We start from the raw sequence: 21,251 nt of genomic DNA, 5'->3' as shown, positions 1-21,251 counted from the left end.
TTCATCCCACAGGCCGGCGCGCTTGAGGGCAGATTCCACGATCTCGTCCATGTCAGTCTTCGATCGCGCCAGGCCATGCAGGCGCGGGCCATAGGCGACGTTTTCATAGATCGACTTGGGGAATGGGTTGGGTTTCTGGAACACCATGCCAACCCGGGCGCGCAGCTGCACCACATCCATGCCGCTGGCATAGACATCCTGGCCATCCAGTTCGATGCGGCCTTCCACGCGGGCGCCGTCAACCGTGTCGTTCATGCGGTTGAGGCAGCGCAGGAAGGTGGACTTGCCGCAGCCCGACGGGCCGATGAACGCCGTCACATGTTCGGCCGACACGTCGATGGACACGTTCTTGATGGCCTGTTTCTGGCCATAGAAAACGTTGACATCACGCGCCGTCATCTTGGGGACGGCGTTGTGGCCAATGGCAGGATTCTGGTTCACCAGCGCCTCTCGAAACGGTTGCGAAGATAGATGGCCAGGCTGTTCATGGCGATCAGCACCAGCATCAGCACCATGATGGCCGCCGAGGTTTTCTCGACAAAGCCGCGCTGCACATCATCCGACCACAGGAACACCTGCATCGGCAGCACCGTGGCCGGCGACGTGAAGCCTTGCGGCACATCGGTGACAAAGGCGCGCATGCCGATCAGCAGCAACGGCGCTGTTTCGCCCAGCGCGCGGGCGATGCCGATTATGGTGCCGGTCATGATACCGGGCAGCGCCAGTGGCAGCACATGGTGGAACACCACCTGGATGGGCGAGGCACCAATGCCCAGCGCGGCATCGCGGATCGACGGCGGCACCGCCTTGATCGCCACCCGCGACGCGATCACGATCACCGGCATGATCATCAGCGCCAGGGTGATACCGCCGACCAGCGGCGCCGATCGCGGCATGCCGGCAAAGTTCAGGAAGAAGGCGAGGCCCAGCAGGCCGAAGATGATCGACGGCACGGCGGCGAGATTGTTGATCGACAGCTCGATGATGTCGGCCAGCCGGCCCTTGGGCGCGAATTCTTCCAGCCATACCGCCGAAAACACCCCCAGCGGGAAGGCAATGGCGATGGTCACCGCCAGCGTGAGCAGCGAACCCAGCGCCGCGCCGCCGATGCCGGCCAATTCCGGTTCGGTGGAATCAGCGCCAAACAGGAAGGTGGTGTTGAAGCCGGTGCGCAGCAGGCCCTTGCCGTCGAGCCAGCGCCAATCGGAAACTTCGCGATCGGTCACGCCGCGGCTTTCGGCGGGCGCGGCCAGATCATATTTGCCCTTGGCCAGCAGATCGATCGACGATCGCACCGGCACCCACAGGCTGGCGCGCTTGCCCAGCAGGGCAGGATCTTCCATCAGCGCCGCGCGCAATTCCATCCAGGCCGCATCCGACAGCGTGTCATCGGCCGGGCCGAGTTGCTCAGCAGCCTTGAGCAGCAGCGCCTGATAATCAGCACGGGCCAGCAATGCCTGGCCTTGCGGGCCCGCCACCGCTGCCGGATCAACGCCCAGCGTGGCCGCATCAAACTGCACATCAATGCGGGTTTCGGTGCGCTGGAACCCGGTCCAGCCGTCGCGCACGATGGTGAACAGCAGGAAGGCCAGGAAACTGGCGGCGATCACCAGCGCAGCAGCGCCCAGCCGGCGGAAATTGCGCTCTGCGCGATAGCGCGCAGCGATGCGCGATCGCATGGCCGGCGTCGCCCAGTCGGTGGGCTGGCGCTCGGCGATCGGCGCAGCGGGAGCGGCAACAGTCGCCATCACTCGTAAGCCTCGCGATAGCGCTTCACCACGGCAAGCGCATAGATGTTGAGGATGAGCGTCATCACGAACAGCACCAGCCCCAACGCAAAGGCTGAAAGCGTCTTGGCGCTGTCAAACTCCTGGTCGCCGGTGAGCAGGGCGACGATCTGGGTGGTAACGGTGGTGACGCTGCTGAACGGATTGGCAGTGAGATTGGCCGCAAGCCCTGCTGCCATCACCACGATCATCGTCTCACCAATGGCGCGGCTGACGGCCAGCAACACGCCGCCCATGATGCCGGGCAAGGCCGCAGGCACCAACACCTTCTTCACGGTTTCCGATGGGGTGGCGCCCATGGCGAGGCTGCCATCGCGCATCGCCCGCGGCACGGCGGCCAGCGCATCATCGGCCATGGAGGACACGAACGGGATGATCATCACCCCCATCACCAGGCCGGCGGCGAGCGCGGAGTCGGATGAGGCATCGGTCATCCCCAGCGCCACGGCAAAACTGCGCACCAGCGGCGCGATGGTGAGCGCGGCGAAGAAGCCATAAACCACCGTGGGCACCCCGGCGAGCAGTTCGAGGATCGGTTTCAGCCATTTGCGCACACGCGGATCGGCATATTGGGTGAGATAGATGGCCGACATCAGGCCCAGCGGGATCGCCACCGCCATGGCGATGATGGCGCCGATGAAGATGGTGCCCCAGAACAGCGGCACCGCACCGAACGCGCCGGTGGAGCCAACCTGATCGGCGCGGATCGCCGTCTGCGGGCTCCACTGCAGCCCGGTGAGGAATTCCACTGGCGAGACCAACTGGAAGAAGCGGATCGATTCAAAGATCAGCGACAGCACGATGCCGAAGGTGGTGAGGATCGCCACGATCGACGCCACCAACAACAGGGCGCGCACCTGGGCTTCAACACGGTTGCGAGCGCGGAAATCCGGGCGCAGCCGCGACCAGCCCCAAAGACCGCCCATCGCCAGCAGGGCCACGGCCATCGCGCCGGCAAGCAGATCGCCATTGCTGCGCGCTGCCGCATAGACGGGCGCCAATCGGGGGGCGAGCGGGTTGAAGGCTTGCGGCAGATCGCCGTTCACCAGGCCGCGCACTTCGTTCATCAGCGCTTCGCTGTCATTGCCGGGGATCGGGCGTTCGGCGGCAGACAGGCTGCCGAGAACTTGGCCCTCGATCAGGCCTTCGCCCACCATGCCCCAACCGGCCAGCACGATCAGCGCCGGCGCCAGCGCCAGCACCGCCACATAGGCGCCGTGATAAACGGGGCGCGAATGCACAGCGCCCATGCGGCCGCCCGCCGCCGTCACCATGCGGTTGCCGCGGGCTCGGCCGGCGAGATAGGCCAGGCCGGCCAGGCCCAGCACCAGCGCAAAGGCGATCAGCAGCCTCATTTCAGTGTGCTCACGTCCATCGCGGTCAGTTCACGGGCGGTCGCCTCACCGGCGCGGCGAATGGCTTCCGGCGCCGCCACAAGGCCCTTGCGGGCCAGATAGCCTTCACGGCCCCAGGTCGATTCCCGCGCATATTCGGCCAGGAATTCGCGCATGCCGCGCACCGCCGGCACATGCTGGACCTTCACATACAGGTAGAGCGGGCGCGCGGCCGGGAAACTGCCGCTGGAGATATTCTCATAGGTGGCCGTGACGCCCGACAGCGGCACATCCTTCACCCGGTCGCTATTCTCTTCCATGAAGGAAAAGCCGAACACGCCCAGCGCCTGAGGATTGGCCGACACTTTCTGCACGATCAGATTGTCGTTCTCGCCGCCTTCGACATAGGCGCCATCTTCGCGCACCTTCTCGCAGATCTGCTTGTGGGCGTCCTCGTCGCTCTTCTTCAGATCCTTCATCGCCGGTTCGCTGTTGCAGCCCTTGAGCATGTAAAGCTCGTTGAAGCTGTCGCGCGTGCCGCTGGTGGGCGGCGGGCCGATCACCTCGATGCGGATATCGGGCAGCGCCGGGTTCACATCGCGCCACGTCCGCGCCTTGTTGGGGCCCTTGCCGAACGGGTTGGCGGCCAGCGCAAGGTACACATCGCGTTCGGTGAGCGAGGGGAAATTGGCTTCGCGGGATTGGGCGATAACCAAGCCATCAATGCCGACCTGCAATTCGATCAGGCCCTTCACGCCATGTTTGGCGCAATCCTCGACTTCGCTTTTCTTGATGCGGCGGGACGCATTGGCAGCATCGGGAAATTGCGCGCCAAGGCCGGCACACATCAGCTTGATGCCACCGCCGGTGCCGGTTGATTCCACGATCGGCGCTGGAAATTCCGTCCACTTGCGCTTGAACTGTTCAGCCACGGCGGTGGTGAAGGGGTAGACGGTGGAGGAGCCAACGATGCGGATCTGCGTGCGGCTGCCGCCCGAACAGCCAGAAAGCCCGGCCGCCAACAGGGCAGCCAGACCGAAGCCGAAGGCGGCAGACACGCGGATTGACGGCAAGAAATTCATCCTCTTGGGGCTCATGGCCGGGCGACTCGCTGTCCCGTCCTTCTGCCCCTCTGGCTCGGCCTTTATGACCGTCGGATGTGCGGCATATGACGATTTGGTGACAGTTTTGTTACGCCACCTGTGGATGGTTTCAGGCAATGGGCAGCGTGAACGACACGCGGGTGCCCTCGCCCAGCCGGCTGTCGATCTCCAGCCGGCCGCGATGCCGTTCGACGATATGCTTGACGATGGCCAGGCCAAGCCCAGTGCCGCCCAGCGTGCGGCTGCGCTGGGAATCGACCCGGTAGAAACGCTCGGTCAGTCGCGGCAGATGTTCGGGCGCGATGCCATCGCCTTCATCGGCAACAGTCACCTTCACGCTACCCCCCGGCGAGGTGGCGACACTGGCGAGGCTGACCCGGATCGGGGAGCCGCTGCGGCCGTATTTCAGCGCGTTGGAGATGAGATTGTAGAGAACTTGCAGCACCTGGTCGCGATCAGCGATCACGCGCGGCAGTTCGGCCGGTTCGTCGATCAGAAGGGCGCGGCTGTCACCCTCCAGCCGCATGGCCAGCGTGCTGCCCACTTCGGCCACCAGGCCCTTCAGGTCGAGCGGCTGGGTGGGGCGCACGAACTTGTCCAACTCGATGCGCGACAGGCTCATCAGATCATCGATCAGCCGGCGCATGCGATCGGCTTCGGTGGCCATGATGGTCAGGAAGCGCTGGCGCGCCGGTTCATCCTCGGCCGCCGGGCCCTGCAGCGTTTCGATGAAGCCGGCCAGCGTGGCCAGCGGCGTGCGCAGTTCGTGGCTGGCATTGGCGACGAAATCGACGCGCATGCGCTCAGTCACCTTGGATTGGGTAATGTCATCCAGCAGCACCAGGCAGCGGATCGGGCCGCCATCGTCGTCATCACCCACCACGCGCAAGCGGAAACTGCGATTACCGCTGCCCAGGCCGGTAAATTCCCGGTCTTCCGCCACTTGCCCGGCCATCACCGCTTCCACGGCATCGAGCAGCGCCGGGTGGCGCACGGTCAGCCGCAGATCGCTGCCGACAATGCGGTTGCCGAACAGGGCGCGGGCAGCGGCGTTGGCAGCCTCCACCAATGGACCCCGCGTCAGTAGCGCGGCATCGTTGAGGCTTTCGATATGGATGCGGTCAGGCGATGGCGGCGGCGGCGGCGGTGCGGGAGGCAGCGGCGGCGGCGCGGGTTCGGGCGCGCTCATGCGGCCGAGCACGAAACCCAGCAACAGCGCGGCCAGCACCGCCAGCGCCAGTTCCAGCGCCCCGCTCACCGCGCCAGACCCCTTAGCGCCGGCAGCAGCGCATCATAATGATCGATCACCACGTCGCCGCCCAGTTCATGCGCCGGCCGATCGGTATAGCCGAAGCTGACCAGCACGATTCCCAAGCCGGCATTGCGCGCCGCGCCAACATCGGTGGCGGAATCGCCCACGAACGCCGCATCATCAGCCGCTCCGCCAGCAGCGGCGAGCGTCGCAAACACGTGACCGGCATCAGGCTTGGGCCGTTCGACACTGGTGGCCCCGATCACGGCAGCAAAGCGCCCCTGCCAGCCGAGCGCATCGACCAGCGCCCGCGCGAGGTGGGTGGGCTTGTTGGTGCAGATGGAAAGCAGACAGCCGGCATCGGCCAGTGCATCCAGCGCCGTTTCCACTCCGTCGAATGCACGGGAATCATTGGCGATGTTGGCCGCATAATGTTGCAGGAAAAGCGGCATCGACGGTTCGACCAGATGCGGTGCCGGATCGCCAGTGGCCGCCAGCCCGCGGGTGACCAGCGCCCGCGCGCCGTGGCCCACCAGATGGCGTACATCGTCTACCGGCAGCGGCGGACGGCCATGCGCGGCCAGCACGTGATTCATCGCAGCCGCAAGATCGGGCGCAGTATCGACGAGCGTGCCGTCGAGATCGAACAGGATGGAACGGGGCAGATTCACGAAGGACAGCCAATGCGCTTTCAATGTTGCAGCAATGCGACAGGGCTTGCGCCGGGTTGCGGCACTTTTCAACCCATGGCGCTTGTGGCAGGGCTGAACTCGTGACTGCGACCACAAACTTTGCCGCCATCATCCTTGCCGCCGGCATGGGCACGCGCATGAAATCGGCCCGCCACAAAGTGTTGCACGCAATCGCCGGCAAGCCGATGCTCCGTCACCTGACTGACAGTCTGGCCACGCTTTGCCCGGCTCGCACCGTGGTGGTGGTCGGCGCGCGACGCGAGCAGGTGGAAGCCGAAGTCGCCGGGAAAGCCGATGTGGTGGTGCAGCAGCCGCAACTCGGCACCGGCCATGCGGTGCTCCAGGCCGCGCCGCCGCTGGCCGGGTTCGAAGGCAAGGTGCTGGTACTTTATGGCGATGCGCCGCTGGTGCCGGCGGCGACGATGCAGCGCCTGCTCGATGCGCTGAGCGACGATGTGGCGGTGGCCGTGCTCGGCTTCCGGCCGGAAAACCCCGGTGCTTATGGCCGGGTGATCGCAGACGGCGGCGCGATCCGGAAGATGGTGGAGTACAAGGACGCCTCCCCCAGCGAACGCGCCGAAACCCTGTGCAACAGCGGCCTCATGGCGGTGCGGGCCGCCGATCTGTTCCCGCTGCTCGCCCGCGTCACCAACAATAATGCGGCCGGCGAATATTATCTGCCCGACGTGGTGAGCCTGGCGTTGGGCGATGGCCGTGCCTGCGTGGTGATCGAAACCGCTGCCGGTGAGGTGGCCGGCGCCAACAGCCGCGCCGAACTGGCCGAGCTGGAAGCGATTTTCCAGAACCGTCGCCGTGCCGAAATGATGGCCGCTGGCGTTTCGATGCAGGCGCCCGAAACCGTGTTCCTGGCCGCCGACACCGAAATCGCCGCCGACGTGGAGATCGAACCGTTCGTGGTGTTCGGCCCCGGCGTGAAAATCGCCACCGGGGCCCGCATCCGCGCCCACAGCCATATCGAGGGTGCCATGATCGGCGAGGGCTGCGAGATTGGCCCGTTCGCACGCCTGCGCCCCGGCACGGTTCTGGGCGCCAATGCCAAGATCGGCAATTTCGTCGAGACCAAGAAAGCCGTGCTGGGTGACGGCGCCAAGGCCAATCACCTGACCTATCTGGGCGACGTGACGGTGGGGGCCAAGGCCAATATCGGCGCTGGCACCATCACCTGCAATTATGATGGCTTCTTCAAGTATCAGACGGTGATCGGGGCCGGCGCCTTCATCGGATCGAACAGCGCGCTGGTCGCCCCGGTGACCATCGGCGATGGCGCCATTGTCGCTGCCGGCAGCACTGTCACCCGCAACGTGGCCAGCGACGCGCTGGCGCTGGTGCGCCCCGAACAGAGCGAAAAGACCGGCTGGGCAGCGCGCTTCCGGTCGATGCAAAAAGCCAAGAAGGACAAAGCCTAATGTGCGGCATCATCGGCATCGTGTCCGGCGAAGCGGTGGCGGATCGGCTGGTCGACGGCCTGCGCCGGCTTGAGTATCGCGGCTATGACAGCGCCGGCATTGCGACCATTCATGATGGCGTGATGGACCGCCGCCGCGCGCCGGGCAAACTGGCCAATCTGGCCCGCGAACTGGCGCTGAGCCCGCTCGCCGGCGATATCGGCATCGCCCACACCCGCTGGGCCACCCACGGCGCGCCAACGCGGGACAATGCCCACCCGCACGCCACCGAAAATGTGTGCCTGGTCCACAACGGCATCATCGAGAATTTCAAGCCGCTGCGCGCCGAGGTGCTGGCTGCCGGGCGCACGCTGAGCAGCGACACCGATACCGAAGTCGTCGCCCACCTGCTCGAACTGGCGCTGACGGGCGGCGCGTCGCCGGATGACGCGGTGGCGGCCACGCTCAAGCGCCTGCACGGCGCCTTCAGCTTTGCCATATTGTTCCGCAATCACCCCGGCGTCATCTATGGCGCGCGGCGCGGCTCACCGCTGGTGGTCGGCCGCGGTGACGGCGAGATGTTCCTCGGTTCAGACGCTTTGGGCCTAGCCCCCTTCACCAATCGCATCGCCTATCTGGAAGAGGGCGACTGGGTGCGGCTGACCGCCGACAGCGTCGCCATGTTCGACGCCAATGATCAGCCGGTGGAACGCGCCTTCATCACCTCGTCGGCCAGCGCTGCGGTCATCGAGAAGGGGAACCACCGCCATTACATGGAAAAGGAAATCCACGAGCAGCCGATCGTGGTGGCGCAGACGCTGGGCGCCTATCTTGATCCGCTCGCCGAAACCGTCGCCCTGCCCGGCCTGCCGTTCAATCTGGCCGATGTGAAGCGGGTGCAGATCGTCGCTTGCGGCACCGCGCTGCTCGCAGGCCATGTCGCCAGTTACTGGCTCGAACAACTTGCCCGCGTCCCGGTGAGCATCGAGAACGCGTCCGAATATCGCTACCGCGACCCGGTTTATGAAGATGGCGGCCTGTGCCTGTTCATCAGCCAGTCCGGCGAAACCGCCGACACGCTGGCCGCGCTGCGCCATGCGCTGGCCGGCGGTCAGATGGTTGCCGCCGTTGTCAACGTCGCCACCTCGACAATGGCGCGCGAGACGCAGTTGCTGCTGCCCACCCACGCCGGCCCGGAAGTGGGCGTTGCCTCCACCAAGGCCTTCACCTGCCAGTTGGCGGTGCTGGCCGCCTTTGCCATCGCATTGGGCAAGGCCAAGGGCCGCGTTGATGCCGCGGAGGAGGCGCGCCTCGTCCACCTGCTCACAGAAGTGCCGGCGGCAATGAATGCGGCGCTGAAATGCGAGGATGCCATCAGCGCGCTTGCCCCCAATCTCGCGAAGGCGCGCGACATTCTCTACATCGGCCGCGGCCCGGATTATCCGATGGCGCTGGAAGGCGCGCTGAAACTGAAGGAAATCAGTTACATCCACGCCGAAGGCTATGCGGCGGGCGAACTCAAGCACGGCCCGATCGCACTTATCGACGAACATGTGCCGGTGATCGTCATCGCACCATCAGGCCCGCGCTTTGAAAAGACCGTTTCCAACATGCAGGAAGTGATGGCACGCGGCGGCCAGGTCGTGCTGCTGAGCGACGCCGAAGGTGTGGCGACCCATGGCCAGGGCACGATGGCGGCGGTGACGCTGCCGGCGGTCGATCCGTTCATCAGCCCGCTGGTCAGCGCCATTCCGGTGCAGCTGCTCGCCTATCACGTCGCCCTGGCCAAGGGCACGGATGTCGATCAGCCGCGCAACCTGGCCAAGTCCGTCACGGTGGAGTGAGTTAACGCCCCTTCAGCCGCTCCGCATACCCCTTGCGGAATTTGGCCAGCTTCGGCCCCACCACGGCGACGCAATAGCCATTCTTGGTGCCGTTGTTCTCGAAATAACGCTGGTGATAGGCCTCGGCCGGCCACCACGGCGCATTCGGCTCAATCGTCGTCACGATCGGATTGTCCCAACTGGCCTGGCTGCGCGCGATGGCGGCCTCGACTTCGCCGGCCTGCACGCCGTTCTGCGGGAAGATCGCCGAACGATATTGCGTGCCGACATCGCCACCCTGGCGGTTCAGCGTGGTCGGATCATGCGTGTGGAAAAAGATGTCGAGCAGCTCGGCATAGCTGATGATGTCCGCATCATAGACGATGCGTACTGCTTCGGCATGGCCGGTGCGGCCTGAGCACACTTCTTCATAGGTGGGATTGTCCCGGGAACCGCCGATATAGCCCGATTCAACCGCTTCAATGCCCTTCAGTTCATTGAACACCGCTTCGGTGCACCAGAAACAGCCGCCGGCGATGATGGCGATGTCATGCGTCATATGTCCCTCGTTGTCTAAATCATGTGTAGAAACTATAGTGATCTTATGGGTGGTGGGGCACCCGAGATAGGCCCGGCAGGGTGGCGGGGCAAGGCAATCGCGCGCGGGCAAGGCGTCGCATCATGATGCACGGGGGCGTGTGTGAGCAGTTTCCAGGATGTCCAGACGTTTGTGCGCGCCGTGCGCACCGCGCCCAGCCTGACCGATGTCGGTCTGGTGTTGAAGGCTGCCACGCGCGCCTTTCATTTCGATCATTTCGCGCTGGCCCAGCGGGTCAACACCCCCAACCGGGTCGGCCCGGTGCGCCTGACCGATTTTCCCGATCACTGGGTCGAAAATCTGGTGCCTAGCGGCCGCGTTGCCGATGATCCGGTGGTGTTGGCCTGTGAACGCAGCGTCACCCCCTTTGCCTGGAGCCGGCTCGATACCATCCTGCCGCTGACCAGACGCCACAAGGCCTATATGACCCAGGCGCGCGCCGCCGGGCTGGCGGAAGGCTATACCGTGCCGATCCATGTTCCCGGCCAGGCGTCCGGCCTGGTCAGCTTCGTGATGGCGCAAGGCCGTGAACTGCCGGCGGAATCGCTGCCGGCGGCGCAATATCTGGCTTGCTTTGCCTTCGAGGCGGCGCGCCGGCTGAAGCTGCAACTGGAAGGCGACGATCCGCCTGAAGGCCCGAAGCTCACCCAGCGCCAGCTCGATTGCCTGGTGCTGGCGGCACGCGGCAAATCAAACTGGGTGGCGGGCCAATTGCTTGGCCTGTCGGGCGGCACCGTCCACAAATATCTTGAGGCCGCCAAGACACGTTATGGCGTCTCCACCCGCACCGAACTGGTGGTACGCGCCCTGTATGATGGCCAGCTTTCCTTTGCCGATGTGATGGGTGACAGCCGCCGGGACGGCTGATAAGCCTTTGCGCTGAAACGGGGCCAGCAGACGCCCCGGCAGCCTTGGGGTGAGCACAGCGCATGGCCGAACGCGACAATGATGCCGTGACCGGAAAGCCGGTTCCGCCTGTGGGTGGGCCTTACGCCTGGTATGTGCTGGCGCTGCTGGTGCTGGTGTATGTGATGAACTTCATCGATCGGCAAATATTGTCGATCCTCGCGGAAGACATCAAACGCGACCTCGATCTCACCGATGCCCAGTTGGGCTTCCTGTATGGCACTGCCTTTGCCGTGTTCTACGCCCTGTTCGGGGTGCCGATTGGTCGGCTGGCCGATAACTGGGTGCGCACACGGCTGCTGGCGCTGGGCCTTACCCTGTGGTCGGGGATGACGGCGATGTCGGGCCTGGCCGGCAGTTTCAGCCAGCTTTCGCTGGCCCGCATCGGCGTTGGCGTTGGCGAGGCGGCCGCTGGTCCGTCGGCCTATTCGATGATTTCCGATTGGTTCCCCAAGGCCCGCCGCGCCACGGCGATCTCCATCTATGCCGCCGGCCTGTATCTGGGCGGCGGCGTGTCGCTGCTGATCGGCGCGGTGGTGGTGAAGGGCTGGAACACAGCCTATCCTGGCGGTGGTCCGCTGGGCTTGGTCGGCTGGCAGGCGGCGTTCATGGCGGTGGGCATTCCCGGCCTGCTGCTGGCGCTGTGGGTGGCAACGCTCATCGAACCAATCCGCGGCCGCGCCGATGGCCTGCCGCCGCCCGTGCCGATGGACGGCAAGACCATCCTGCGCAATTTCGCCGCCGATCTGGCCAGCGTCATCCCGCCGCTCACACTGATCAACATGGCACTGCTGGGTCGCCGCGCGCTGCTGGAGAATGTCGCCGTGCTGGCGCTGGTCGCCGGTCTGGTGGCGGCGCTGGTGCATTTCACCGGCGAAATCCCGCAGTTCCTTGCTGTCGGCACGGGCCTTTATGCCGTGCTCAGCTGGGCGCAATCGATCAAGCGCCGCGACAAACCAACGTATGAGATGATCTGGGGCACGCCGGCCTTCGTGCTCACCATCCTGGGCTTCGGCTCGATCAGTTTCGTCGGCTATTCGGTCGGCTTCTGGGCAGCGCCTTATGCCCTGCGCACCTTTGCTGAGCCGATGCTGGCCAGCGGCGAACCCATCCCGTGGTATGCCACCAAGGAATCGGTGGCCTTCATCCTGGGCGGCGGCGGCGCGCTGGGCGGCTTTGTTGGCACCATCCTTGGCGGCGTGCTGGGCGATTGGGCCAAGAAGCGCCATCCTTCCGGCCGCATCATGGTCGGCGCGCTGGCGACGCTGGTGCCGGCGCCGTTCATCTGGCTGCAGTACACCACCAACGACATCGCCATGTTCTACCTGTGCTTTGCGCCCACCACCGTTTTCGGATCGATGTATGTTGGCGTTGCGGCCGCCACCACGCAGGATCTGGTGATGCCGCGCATGCGCGGTGCGGCGACCGCCACCTTCTTCATCGGCACCACGCTGTTCGGGCTGGGCCTGGGCCCCTGGTTCACCGGCTTTGTGTCGAAGGTCAGCGGCAGCCTTGGCACCGGCGTGCTGGCGTTGCTGTTGATGGCCCCCTTCACCATCATCTGCCTCTATTTCGTCTACCGCCTGCTGCCCAAGGCCGAAGCCACAAGGCTCGATCGCGCCCGCGCCGCCGGCGAAATCATCGGAGCCTCTGCCACATGAAGATCGAATCCCTGTTTAGCGTCGCCGGCAAGACCGCCGTCGTTACCGGCGGCAGCCGCGGCATCGGCGAGATGATCGCCCGCGCGCTGATCGAGAACGGCGCCAGCGTGATCATCACCAGCCGCAAGATCAGTGATTGCGAAGGCCTCGCCGCCCAACTCGGCCCGGCCTGCACCGCCATCCCGGCCGATCTGTCGCAAATGGCCGAGATCGAGCGCTTTGCCGCCGCCGTCGCCGCTGTCGCGCCCAAGGTCGACATCTTGTTCAACAACGCCGGCGCCTCGTGGGGAGCCGAGTTTGACGCGTTTCCGGAAGCCGGCTGGGACAAGGTGATGGACATCAACGTCAAGTCCGTCTTCTTCCTCACCCAGAAACTGGCGCCCCTGCTCGAAGCCGCGGCCAGCCCCGGCAATCTCGCCAAGGTGATCAATATCGGTTCGATCGATGGCCAGCATGTTTCCGATCTGGAAACCTACTCCTATGCCGCATCCAAGGCCGGCGTGCTGCACATGACGCGGATGATGGCCAAGTTCCTGGCCAAGCGACACATCAGTGTGAACGCCATCGCGCCGGGTTTCTTCCCGTCGAAGATGACCGCCGGCATCGCCGAGGAGTTCCGCGAAGCCTTCCGCGCCGCCACGCCTATGCAGCGCTGGGGCACGCCGGACGACATGGCCGGGGTGGCGCTGTTCCTGTCCAGCCGGGCCAGCGATTTCCTGTGCGGCAGCGTTGTCACCGTTGATGGCGGCTATGCCACCACCGTCTGATTCCGGCGGGTGATTACAGTGTGGAAATCGGCGGGATATGGGGAAAATACCGGTGGCGCGGCCATATCAAAAAGCGCATTGAACACCCATCCAGCTCGTGGTTATCGCTGCGGGCATGCGTTGATTATGCCTTCACAGGCGGGGATGGACCGTGAAAAAGATCGAAGCTGTCATCAAGCCGTTCAAGCTGGATGAAGTGAAGGAAGCGCTGCACGAAGTGGGCGTGTCCGGGATCACCGTCACCGAAGCCAAGGGGTTCGGCCGCCAGAAGGGCCACACCGAATTGTATCGCGGCGCTGAATATGTGGTGGATTTCCTGCCCAAGGTGAAGCTGGAGGTTGTCGTAGACGATGACCAGGTGGAACGGGTGGTGGATGCCATTACCAACGCGGCGCGCACCGGGCGCATCGGCGATGGCAAGATTTTCGTGTCCCCCATCGAAATGGCCGTACGCATCCGCACTGGCGAGCGCGACAGCGACGCGATCTGAATTTACCGGCTGAGTTACCAACACCCAAAAAACAACGAGGGAAGACCCAATGACCACGGCTGCTGACATTCTGGCGATGATCAAGGAGAAGGAGATCGAGTGGGTCGATCTGCGCTTCACCGATCCCAAGGGCAAGTGGCAGCACCTGACCATGGTGTCGGGCGTCATCGATGAAGACATGCTCAACGACGGTTTCATGTTCGACGGTTCCTCGATTGCCGGCTGGAAGGCGATCAATGAAAGCGACATGATCCTGATGCCGGATCTGGATGCGACCTATATCGATCCCTTCTCGGCCACGCCGATGATGATCCTGGTCTGCGACATCGTCGAGCCTTCGACCGGCCAGCTTTATGGCCGCGATCCGCGCTCCACCGCCAAGCGCGGCGAAGCCTATCTGAAGGCCAGCGGCATCGGCGACACCGTCTATGTTGGCCCGGAAGCCGAATTCTTCGTGTTCGACGATGTGCGCTTTGGCCTGGGTTACAACGAAGGCTTCTTCCACCTCGACGATATCGAACTGCCGACCAACAGCGGCCGTAGTTACGAGCAGGGCAACATGGCCCACCGTCCGCGCGCCAAGGGTGGCTATTTCCCGGTGGCCCCGGTCGACAGCGCCGTTGATCTGCGCGGCGAGATGGTCGCCACCATGCTGGAAATGGGCCTGCCCTGCGACAAGCACCACCACGAAGTCGCCTCGGCTCAGCACGAGCTGGGCCTGACCTTCGGCAAGCTGGTGGAAACCGCCGACCGCATGCAGGTGTACAAATATGTCGTGCACCAGGTCGCCCATGCCTATGGCAAGACCGCGACCTTCATGCCCAAGCCGATCAAGGACGACAACGGCAGCGGCATGCACACCCACCTGTCGATCTGGAACGGCAAGACCCCGCTGTTCGCTGGCGACCAATATGCCGGCCTCAGCGAAATGGCGCTGTTCTTCATCGGCGGCATCATCAAGCACGCCAAGGCCTGCAATGCCTTCACCAACCCCGGCACCAACAGCTACAAGCGCCTGGTGCCCGGGTTCGAAGCCCCGGTGCTGCTGGCCTATTCCAGCCGCAACCGTTCGGCTTCGTGCCGCATCCCCTACGGCACCGGCGCCAAGTCCAAGCGCGTCGAAGTGCGCTTCCCGGATGCGCTGGCCAACCCGTACCTGGCCTATACCGCGCTGCTGATGGCGGGCCTGGATGGCATCGAAAATCGCATTCACCCCGGCCCGGCGATGGACAAGAACCTGTATGACCTGCCGCCGCGCGAACTGAAGAAGGTGCCGACCGTGTGCGCCTCGCTGCGTGAAGCGCTCGCTGCTCTGGACAAGAGCCGTGCCGTGTTCACCAAGGGCGGCGTGTTCACCGACGACCAGATCGATTCGTACATCGAATTGAAGATGGAAGAAGTGATGCGCTGGGAAATGACCCCGGCGCCGGTTGAGTTCGACATGTATTACAGCATGTAATCCAGGCTCGGTCCGCGGCGGTCACCCCGCCTCGCATCGTCCCTGACCAGCAAACGAAAAGGGCAGCCCTCGCAAGGCTGCCCTTTTTTCATTCGTTCGACGGCGTGGTTCCGTCATGCTCTTGTCTTGCTATCGTCTTCAGGGCCCACCCGGGCCCGGAGGCTCCACAAGACAGCGCCCAACCCGCCCAAGCCATGAAGGACAGTGGAAAAGAAGAGGCGGGAAGAGCGCGGCAAGACTGCACCGTCGGACGAGTCAAAAAGGGGCGGCCGTGAGGCCGCCCCTTGTCGCTTGTCGTCCGGCTTTGCGCCTTTCGGCGCGCAGCAGTTCCTGCTGCGCGAGCGCGGCGTTATGCCTAGAACATTACCCCAAACTCCAAGCGCCCCCGCACCTGGCTCTTGTTTTGCCCGAGCGCTCCAAACGCCGCCCCCGGCGCGGCGCCGGAAACCTGCACAAGGGACACTTCCGGCCGGATGAAGAAGCGGTCGAACGTGTATGTCGGCGTTACCGTCACGGTGAAGGCATTCGAACCTGGCCCGTAGAGGAAGCTGGCTGCCGTTGCCGTGGGGGCGTTGCTGTCGACATACTCCAATCGCATCGGCAACGACCAGTTGTCGTCGATCTTGTACTTCGCCAGCAGGCCGACCCCCCAATTGTCGGCCTTGGTTGTGCCCAGGAACGGCAGAGCGCCGACACGGGCATATTGGAAATAGGGCTGTACCAGCCACTTGTCGCCGGAATAGCTGTAGATCAGGTTGAAAATGGTGCTGTTGTTCTGCACCGGCGGCGTGGAGAATGTGCTGCGGGCGTTGCGGGTGAGCGCGCCGCCCAGCACCAGCGAAACCGTGTGCGGCCCGTCCACATACGACACGATGCCCGACAGCCAGTTGAACTTGCCCGAGAAGAAGCCGTCGGTGAGCGCGACGCTGGCAGTGACCTTGCCCACAGTGGTGTTGGCCTGGACACCGCGGGTGAGCACATTTTCCTGGCCCCACAGCACGCCGCGTTCGATGTTCATGTTCTGGAAGCTGAACGGCGCTTCCAGACCGATCAGCGTCGGCAGGATACCGGCCTGCACGTTGAAGCTGGACGACGGCGCCAGCTTGATCCACGCCTGCGGCACCGGGCCATAGGTGGCATCGGTGTAGGTGGTGGCGCGGGCATAGCCCAGGCCCAGCGTTTCGTGGCTGTACAGCCCCGCCTGCACCAGGAACTGGAACAGGCCTTCGGGCTTCTGGATGATCACCTGCGCGTTTGACACATCGGCAAAGCTGCTGGCGACACCCGGCGTGCTGTTCGATTGCGCGCCGACATACCCGCTTGCGACGCCGGTGACATAGATTTTGGATCCCGCCAGATCAAAGCTGACCGGCTTGGGATTGTAGCTGAGTGGGCCGCTGAGGCCCGGGAGCAGAGCCGGCGGCGCGTCCTGCGCTGCGGCCATCCCGGCCGAGGCCAAGGCCGTGGTCATCACTATGGCGCGGGCCATGCCCGGCCGGCGCAAAATATTCGTCATCATATCATCCTTCTGCCCGAGGAAGTGCAATTCAAATGCAGGCGTCCCTGTGGCGCCCGGCATTTTAGTTATGCACTGCAACATAATTGCCAGAGCTACGCAAAACAGCGTAGTATACGTCAAATCACCATTTATCATTTATTCTTAAATATATTGTATCAATATTATGCATGTATATTTATTATACGTTTTTATATTTTGTTTCACAAAAAAAGAGCCCGCCTGTTGCCAGGCGGGCTCCTTCGCATGAGGATGGATCGATCAGGGATTATAGGCACGCTCGCCATGTTCGCCCAGATCGAGGCCTTCACGTTCAACATCGGCGCTCACCCTCAGGCCGGTGACGGCCTTGGCGATGAAGATGGCAATGGCAGTGCCGATCGCTGCCCAGACGATGGTGGTGCCGACTGCAAGCAGCTGGACCACGATCTTTTCGCCCATGTCGTAATCGGCGGCGCCAGGCCCCCCCAGGGCCGGCGAGTAGACCACAGCGGTGCCGATCGCGCCGACAATGCCGCCGATGCCATGGATACCAAACGCATCGAGGGAATCGTCATAGCCGAGCTTGGGCTTGAGCACCGAGACCGCGAAGTAGCAGATCACAGCGGCCACAGCGCCAAGGCCCATGGCGCCGAGCGGACCGGCGTTGCCGGCCGCTGGGGTGACCGCAACCAAGCCGGCGATGATGCCTGAAGCGAGGCCGAGCGACGATGGCTTGTGGCCGGCGACCTTTTCGGTGGCGAGCCAGGCCAGTGCCGCCGCAGCGGTGGCAACAAAGGTGTTGATCATCGCAAGTGCCGCCGAGCCATTGGCTTCAAGCGCGGAACCGGCATTGAAGCCAAACCAGCCGACCCACAGCATGCCGGTGCCAACCAGCGTGAGGGTGAGCGAGTGCGGCGACATGACGTCCTTGCCATAACCCAGCCGCTTGCCAAGGATCAGCGCGGCAACCAGCGCCGACACGCCGGCGTTGATGTGGACCACCGTGCCGCCGGCGAAATCGAGTGCGCCCATCACGAAGAACAGGCCCGACGCCGCCCACACCATGTGCGCGATCGGCAAGTAGACCAAGGGCAGCCAGACCAGCGTGAACACCATCACGGCGGAGAACTTGATCCGTTCCACCACCGAACCCAGCACCAGGCTGGCGGTGATGGCGGCAAAGGTCATCTGGAAGCAGACGAAAACATATTCGGGAATGACCACATCCTTGGTGAAGGTGGCCGCGGTGCTGTCGGGCGCGATGCCGGACAGGAACAGGCGGTCAAAGCCGGCGATGAACGGCTTCAGCGCGCCGTCCATGTCGGGCCCGAAGGCCATTGAATAGCCGAACACCACCCACAGCACCATGACAAGGCAGGTGGCCGCGCCGATCTGCGTCATGCTGGACAGCATGTTCTTGCTGCGCGTCAGGCCGCCGTAGAACAGCTGCAGGCCCGGTAGGATCATCAGCAGCACCAGCAGCGTGGACACCATCATCCACGCGGTGTCGCCCTTGTCGGGCACTGGAACGGCGGCGGCGTCCTGCGCCAATGCCGGCACCGCGGTCATGAGGGAGAGGCCGGCTAGCACGGCATGCGCCCGCAATCTGTGGAGGATCCCTATCATCAATTTCCCCTGTTTTTAAACCCTGCGAGCCGATGACGACGCTGGTGCGCACTCCGACTCCCGATGGACGGACAAATGCCCGGCACCGGGGAGCGGCAATATAAGGCGTTTGACGGTGCGGCGCAGCGAAGCCGAAATGGCCCGGCCATATGGGCCAAATTGCGGTGGCGGACCCATGGCAATTGCCGCATGACCTGCCGATATCGGAGGCGCTGCTGGCGCCTCCTGGCAGTCAATCGGGCAGGAGAACGACGTGAAGAAGATCGAGGCAGTGATCAAGCCGTTCAAATTGGACGAGGTAAAGGAAGCGCTGCACGAGGTCGGCGTTTCGGGCATCACTGCGACCGAAGCGAAGGGTTTTGGGCGGCAGAAGGGCCACACCGAATTGTATCGCGGCGCTGAATATGTGGTGGATTTCCTGCCCAAGGTGAAGCTGGAGGTTGTCGTGGACGATGACCAGGTGGAACGGGTCGTTGAAGCCATCACCAACGCCGCCCGCACTGGGCGCATCGGCGACGGCAAGATCTTCGTGTCGCCCATCGAAATGGCGGTACGCATCCGCACCGGCGAGCGCGACAGTGATGCGATCTGAATATTCCAGCTGAGGCTTCTGGCCCAGTTTTGCGGAACCGGCGGTCGACCACGGACGATTCAACGTCCGGGTCGGCTGCTGAATCGCCGGCCGAACTCCATTCCCGAACCGGAAAAGCGCCACTTATTGTGCGCCGCACCATTCCCAAGCGATTTCAAGGCGGCTTTTCCCGATTCCGCTCAACCCACGCAAAAACATAAAAAAAAGGGCCGGAACCTGAGTTCCGGCCCCAGTAAATCCTTGGGGAGGATCGCCATATCGGCATGCCCCTTTTGCACCGCACAACGTTACAGAACAATGCGCCAAATTGCGTAGTACGCAAAAAAATTGTCGCACCCTTCCCAAAGTTCCAACCCGCTGGCGGCGCGCGCGGCAGCGCCCTATACAGGCGCCATGTCAGATCTGTTCGCCGCCACGCAAAGCTCTACCGACTATGATGCCAGCCATATCGAGGTGCTGGAGGGGCTGGAGCCCGTCCGCCGCCGCCCCGGCATGTATATCGGTGGCACCGATGAACGCGCGCTCCATCATCTCGCCGCCGAAGTGCTTGATAACGCCATGGACGAAGCCGTGGCCGGCCACGCCAGCCGCATCGAGGTGACGCTGGACGCCGACAACAACCTTAGTATCAGCGACAATGGCCGCGGTATCCCGGTTGATCCCCACCCGCGCTTTCCCGACAGATCGGCGCTGGAAGTGATCATGACCATGCTGCACAGCGGCGGCAAGTTCAGCGGCAAGGCCTATGCCACATCAGGCGGCCTGCACGGCGTGGGCATCAGTGTCGTCAACGCGCTTTCCGATGAAACCGTGGTGGAAGTCGCCCGCAACAAATTGCTCTATCGCCAGCGTTATTCGCGCGGGATTCCGCAAGGCAAGATCGAGGAACTGGGCCCGACGCAAAACCGGCGCGGCACCAGCGTCAAGTTCCACCCCGATGCCGAAATCTTTGGCGAAGAAGCCCGTTTCAAGCCGGCCCGGCTCTACAAGCTCGCCCGGTCCAAGGCCTATCTGTTCGGCGGCGTCGAGATCCGGTGGCGTTGTGCGCCGGAACTAGCGACTCCCGATGTGCCGGAAACCGCCGTCTTTACCTTCCCCGGCGGCCTGGCCGATCATCTGAAGGAACGGCTCGACAACCGCCCGCTGGTGGTGCCCGATCTGTTTGCCGGCCGCACCGATCTGCCCGCCGGCCCCGATGGCAAGCCGATGGGAGCGGTGGAATGGGCCTGCGCCTGGCCGCAATACGGCGAAGGTTCGGCCAGCTTCTATTGCAACACCATCCCCACCCCCGATGGCGGCACGCACGAAGCCGGCCTGCGCCTGGCACTGACCCGCGGCCTGAAGAATTATGCCGGCCTCACCGGCAACAAGAAGGCCAGCGATCTTTCCGGCGAAGACGTGTTTGCCGGGGCGGAGATCATGCTCTCCCTGTTCATCCGCGATCCCCAGTTCCAGAGCCAGACCAAGGACCGGCTGACCAGCCCGGAAGCCACGCGCCTGGTGGAAAACGCCATCAAGGATCATTTCGATCACTGGCTGGTGGCCAATGGTGAACGCGGCAAGGCGCTGCTCGCCTTCGTGGTGGAGCGCATGGAAGACCGGTTGCGCCGTCGCCAGGAAATGATGGTGAAGCGCAAGACAGCGACCAGCAAATCCAGTCTGCGACTGCCCGGCAAGCTCACCGATTGCGCCCGCGATGACGCGGTAGGCACCGAATTGTTCATCGTGGAAGGCGATTCGGCCGGTGGCAGCGCCAAGCAGGCGCGCGATCGCAACACCCAGGCGATCCTGCCCATCCGCGGCAAGATATTGAACGTGGCCAGCGCCAACATGGCCAAGATCGGCGCCAACAACGAAATCGCCGATCTTACGCTGGCCATGGGTTGCGGCACGCGCGACAAGTACAGCCCGGAAAACCTGCGCTACGAACGCATCGTCATCATGACCGACGCCGATGTGGACGGCGCCCATATCGCCACCCTGCTGATGACCTTCTTCTTCCGCGAGATGCCAGGCCTGGTGCGTGATGGCCGGCTCTATCTCGCCCAGCCGCCGCTCTATCGCCTCGCCGCTGGCGGCACCGTGGCCTATGCCCGCGACGATGCCCATCGCGAGGAGCTGATGAAGACGGTGTTCAGCGGCAAGACCAAGGTGGAGGTGAGCCGCTTCAAGGGCCTGGGCGAAATGAACCCGTCGCAACTGAAGGAAACCACCATGGATCCGGCGCGGCGCAGCCTGAACCGGGTGAAGCTGCCCG

At 63.9% G+C, this 21,251-nt stretch carries 18 protein-coding genes; 9 read left to right on the top strand and 9 right to left on the bottom strand.

The genetic code is table 11. The features are described from left to right. From RT662_RS14535 to gph, 6 genes are all read right to left on the bottom strand, one after another. Window positions 1-399, bottom strand: a 399-nt coding sequence (locus tag RT662_RS14535; RefSeq protein ID WP_313671401.1) for a phosphate ABC transporter ATP-binding protein, incomplete at its 3' end; no start/stop codon positions are given. A gap of 38 nt (window positions 400-437) precedes the next feature. Beyond that, on the bottom strand, window positions 438-1,748 hold the full coding sequence (pstA, locus tag RT662_RS14530) for a phosphate ABC transporter permease PstA (protein WP_313671400.1): 1,311 nt from the start codon (window positions 1,746-1,748) through the stop codon (window positions 438-440). Next, a complete protein-coding gene (gene pstC / locus RT662_RS14525) occupies window positions 1,748-3,142 on the bottom strand; it encodes a phosphate ABC transporter permease subunit PstC (RefSeq protein WP_313671399.1) in 1,395 nt (464 codons plus the stop codon). Before pstC ends, pstA begins: the two co-directional genes overlap by 1 nt. Next, window positions 3,139-4,203, bottom strand: coding sequence for a substrate-binding domain-containing protein (locus RT662_RS14520; RefSeq protein ID WP_313671398.1), 1,065 nt, complete (start codon window positions 4,201-4,203; stop codon window positions 3,139-3,141). The genes pstC and RT662_RS14520 overlap by 4 nt, the downstream gene beginning before the upstream one ends. 130 nt (window positions 4,204-4,333) lie before the next feature. Further along, on the bottom strand, window positions 4,334-5,482 hold the full coding sequence (locus RT662_RS14515) for an ATP-binding protein (protein WP_313671397.1): 1,149 nt from the start codon (window positions 5,480-5,482) through the stop codon (window positions 4,334-4,336). After that, the gene (gene gph, locus RT662_RS14510) at window positions 5,479-6,147 is read right to left on the bottom strand and encodes a phosphoglycolate phosphatase (RefSeq protein WP_313671396.1); all 669 of its coding nucleotides are present in this window, start codon (window positions 6,145-6,147) and stop codon (window positions 5,479-5,481) included. Before gph ends, RT662_RS14515 begins: the two co-directional genes overlap by 4 nt. Window positions 6,148-6,248: 101 nt before the next feature. Between gph and glmU the strand changes: the two genes are divergently transcribed. Together glmU and glmS are read left to right on the top strand one after the other, a co-directional pair. Then, window positions 6,249-7,595, top strand: coding sequence for a bifunctional UDP-N-acetylglucosamine diphosphorylase/glucosamine-1-phosphate N-acetyltransferase GlmU (gene glmU, locus RT662_RS14505; RefSeq protein WP_313671395.1), 1,347 nt, complete (start codon window positions 6,249-6,251; stop codon window positions 7,593-7,595). Then, the gene (glmS, locus tag RT662_RS14500; protein WP_313671394.1) at window positions 7,595-9,418 is read left to right on the top strand and encodes a glutamine--fructose-6-phosphate transaminase (isomerizing); all 1,824 of its coding nucleotides are present in this window, start codon (window positions 7,595-7,597) and stop codon (window positions 9,416-9,418) included. The genes glmU and glmS overlap by 1 nt, the downstream gene beginning before the upstream one ends. A gap of 1 nt (window position 9,419) precedes the next feature. Here glmS and msrA read toward each other — a convergent pair whose 3' ends face one another. Next, the gene (gene msrA, locus RT662_RS14495) at window positions 9,420-9,956 is read right to left on the bottom strand and encodes a peptide-methionine (S)-S-oxide reductase MsrA (protein WP_313671393.1); all 537 of its coding nucleotides are present in this window, start codon (window positions 9,954-9,956) and stop codon (window positions 9,420-9,422) included. Between the two features lie 141 nt (window positions 9,957-10,097). Between msrA and RT662_RS14490 the strand changes: the two genes are divergently transcribed. The 5 genes from RT662_RS14490 (at window position 10,098) to glnA (ending at window position 15,278) form a co-directional block, all read left to right on the top strand. Continuing rightward, on the top strand, window positions 10,098-10,862 hold the full coding sequence (locus RT662_RS14490) for a LuxR family transcriptional regulator (RefSeq protein WP_313671392.1): 765 nt from the start codon (window positions 10,098-10,100) through the stop codon (window positions 10,860-10,862). A 62-nt stretch (window positions 10,863-10,924) separates the two neighbouring features. Continuing rightward, a complete protein-coding gene (locus RT662_RS14485) occupies window positions 10,925-12,562 on the top strand; it encodes an MFS transporter (RefSeq protein ID WP_313671391.1) in 1,638 nt (545 codons plus the stop codon). Beyond that, window positions 12,559-13,329, top strand: a complete 771-nt coding sequence (locus RT662_RS14480; RefSeq protein WP_313671390.1) for an SDR family oxidoreductase — start codon at window positions 12,559-12,561, stop codon at window positions 13,327-13,329. Before RT662_RS14485 ends, RT662_RS14480 begins: the two co-directional genes overlap by 4 nt. 151 nt (window positions 13,330-13,480) lie before the next feature. Then, window positions 13,481-13,819: a P-II family nitrogen regulator gene (locus tag RT662_RS14475; RefSeq protein ID WP_017667505.1), complete on the top strand. Its 339-nt coding sequence runs from the start codon at window positions 13,481-13,483 to the stop codon at window positions 13,817-13,819. A 49-nt stretch (window positions 13,820-13,868) separates the two neighbouring features. Next, window positions 13,869-15,278, top strand: coding sequence for a type I glutamate--ammonia ligase (gene glnA / locus RT662_RS14470; protein ID WP_313671389.1), 1,410 nt, complete (start codon window positions 13,869-13,871; stop codon window positions 15,276-15,278). Window positions 15,279-15,633: 355 nt separating this feature from the next. Here the strand turns inward: glnA and RT662_RS14465 are convergent, their stop codons facing one another. Beyond that, window positions 15,634-16,794 (bottom strand): outer membrane beta-barrel protein, encoded by a 1,161-nt coding sequence (locus RT662_RS14465; protein ID WP_313671388.1) that lies wholly within the window; start codon window positions 16,792-16,794, stop codon window positions 15,634-15,636. 261 nt (window positions 16,795-17,055) lie between these two features. Further along, window positions 17,056-18,345 carry an ammonium transporter gene (locus tag RT662_RS14460; RefSeq protein ID WP_313671387.1) on the bottom strand — a complete coding sequence of 430 codons (1,290 nt, stop codon included), beginning with the start codon at window positions 18,343-18,345 and terminating at the stop codon, window positions 17,056-17,058. A gap of 310 nt (window positions 18,346-18,655) precedes the next feature. Between RT662_RS14460 and RT662_RS14455 the strand changes: the two genes are divergently transcribed. After that, on the top strand, window positions 18,656-18,994 hold the full coding sequence (locus RT662_RS14455; RefSeq protein ID WP_313671386.1) for a P-II family nitrogen regulator: 339 nt from the start codon (window positions 18,656-18,658) through the stop codon (window positions 18,992-18,994). Between the two features lie 393 nt (window positions 18,995-19,387). After that, window positions 19,388-21,251: DNA topoisomerase IV subunit B (locus RT662_RS14450; protein ID WP_313671385.1), on the top strand; the 1,864-nt coding region annotated here is incomplete at its 3' end.

Origin of the sequence: Sandarakinorhabdus sp., from assembly GCF_032115815.1 — a bacterium.
Classification (GTDB): Bacteria; Pseudomonadota; Alphaproteobacteria; order Sphingomonadales; family Sphingomonadaceae; genus Sandarakinorhabdus.
The sequence above is the reverse complement of the archived record's forward strand: the minus strand, read 5'-3'. Positions and strand labels throughout refer to the sequence as shown.

What these genes read in the sequence shown, in the direction of transcription:
- pstA (WP_313671400.1), bottom strand. Translation starts at nt 1,748, where the DNA reads ATGGCGACTGTTGCCGCTCCCGCTGCGCCGATCGCCGAGCGCCAGCCC.
- pstC (WP_313671399.1), bottom strand. Translation starts at nt 3,142, where the DNA reads ATGAGGCTGCTGATCGCCTTTGCGCTGGTGCTGGGCCTGGCCGGCCTG.
- RT662_RS14520 (WP_313671398.1), bottom strand. Translation starts at nt 4,203, where the DNA reads ATGAATTTCTTGCCGTCAATCCGCGTGTCTGCCGCCTTCGGCTTCGGT.
- glmS (WP_313671394.1), top strand. Translation starts at nt 7,595, where the DNA reads ATGTGCGGCATCATCGGCATCGTGTCCGGCGAAGCGGTGGCGGATCGG.
- msrA (WP_313671393.1), bottom strand. Translation starts at nt 9,956, where the DNA reads ATGACGCATGACATCGCCATCATCGCCGGCGGCTGTTTCTGGTGCACC.
- RT662_RS14485 (WP_313671391.1), top strand. Translation starts at nt 10,925, where the DNA reads ATGGCCGAACGCGACAATGATGCCGTGACCGGAAAGCCGGTTCCGCCT.
- RT662_RS14480 (WP_313671390.1), top strand. Translation starts at nt 12,559, where the DNA reads ATGAAGATCGAATCCCTGTTTAGCGTCGCCGGCAAGACCGCCGTCGTT.
- glnA (WP_313671389.1), top strand. Translation starts at nt 13,869, where the DNA reads ATGACCACGGCTGCTGACATTCTGGCGATGATCAAGGAGAAGGAGATC.
- RT662_RS14465 (WP_313671388.1), bottom strand. Translation starts at nt 16,794, where the DNA reads ATGACGAATATTTTGCGCCGGCCGGGCATGGCCCGCGCCATAGTGATG.
- RT662_RS14460 (WP_313671387.1), bottom strand. Translation starts at nt 18,345, where the DNA reads ATGACCGCGGTGCCGGCATTGGCGCAGGACGCCGCCGCCGTTCCAGTG.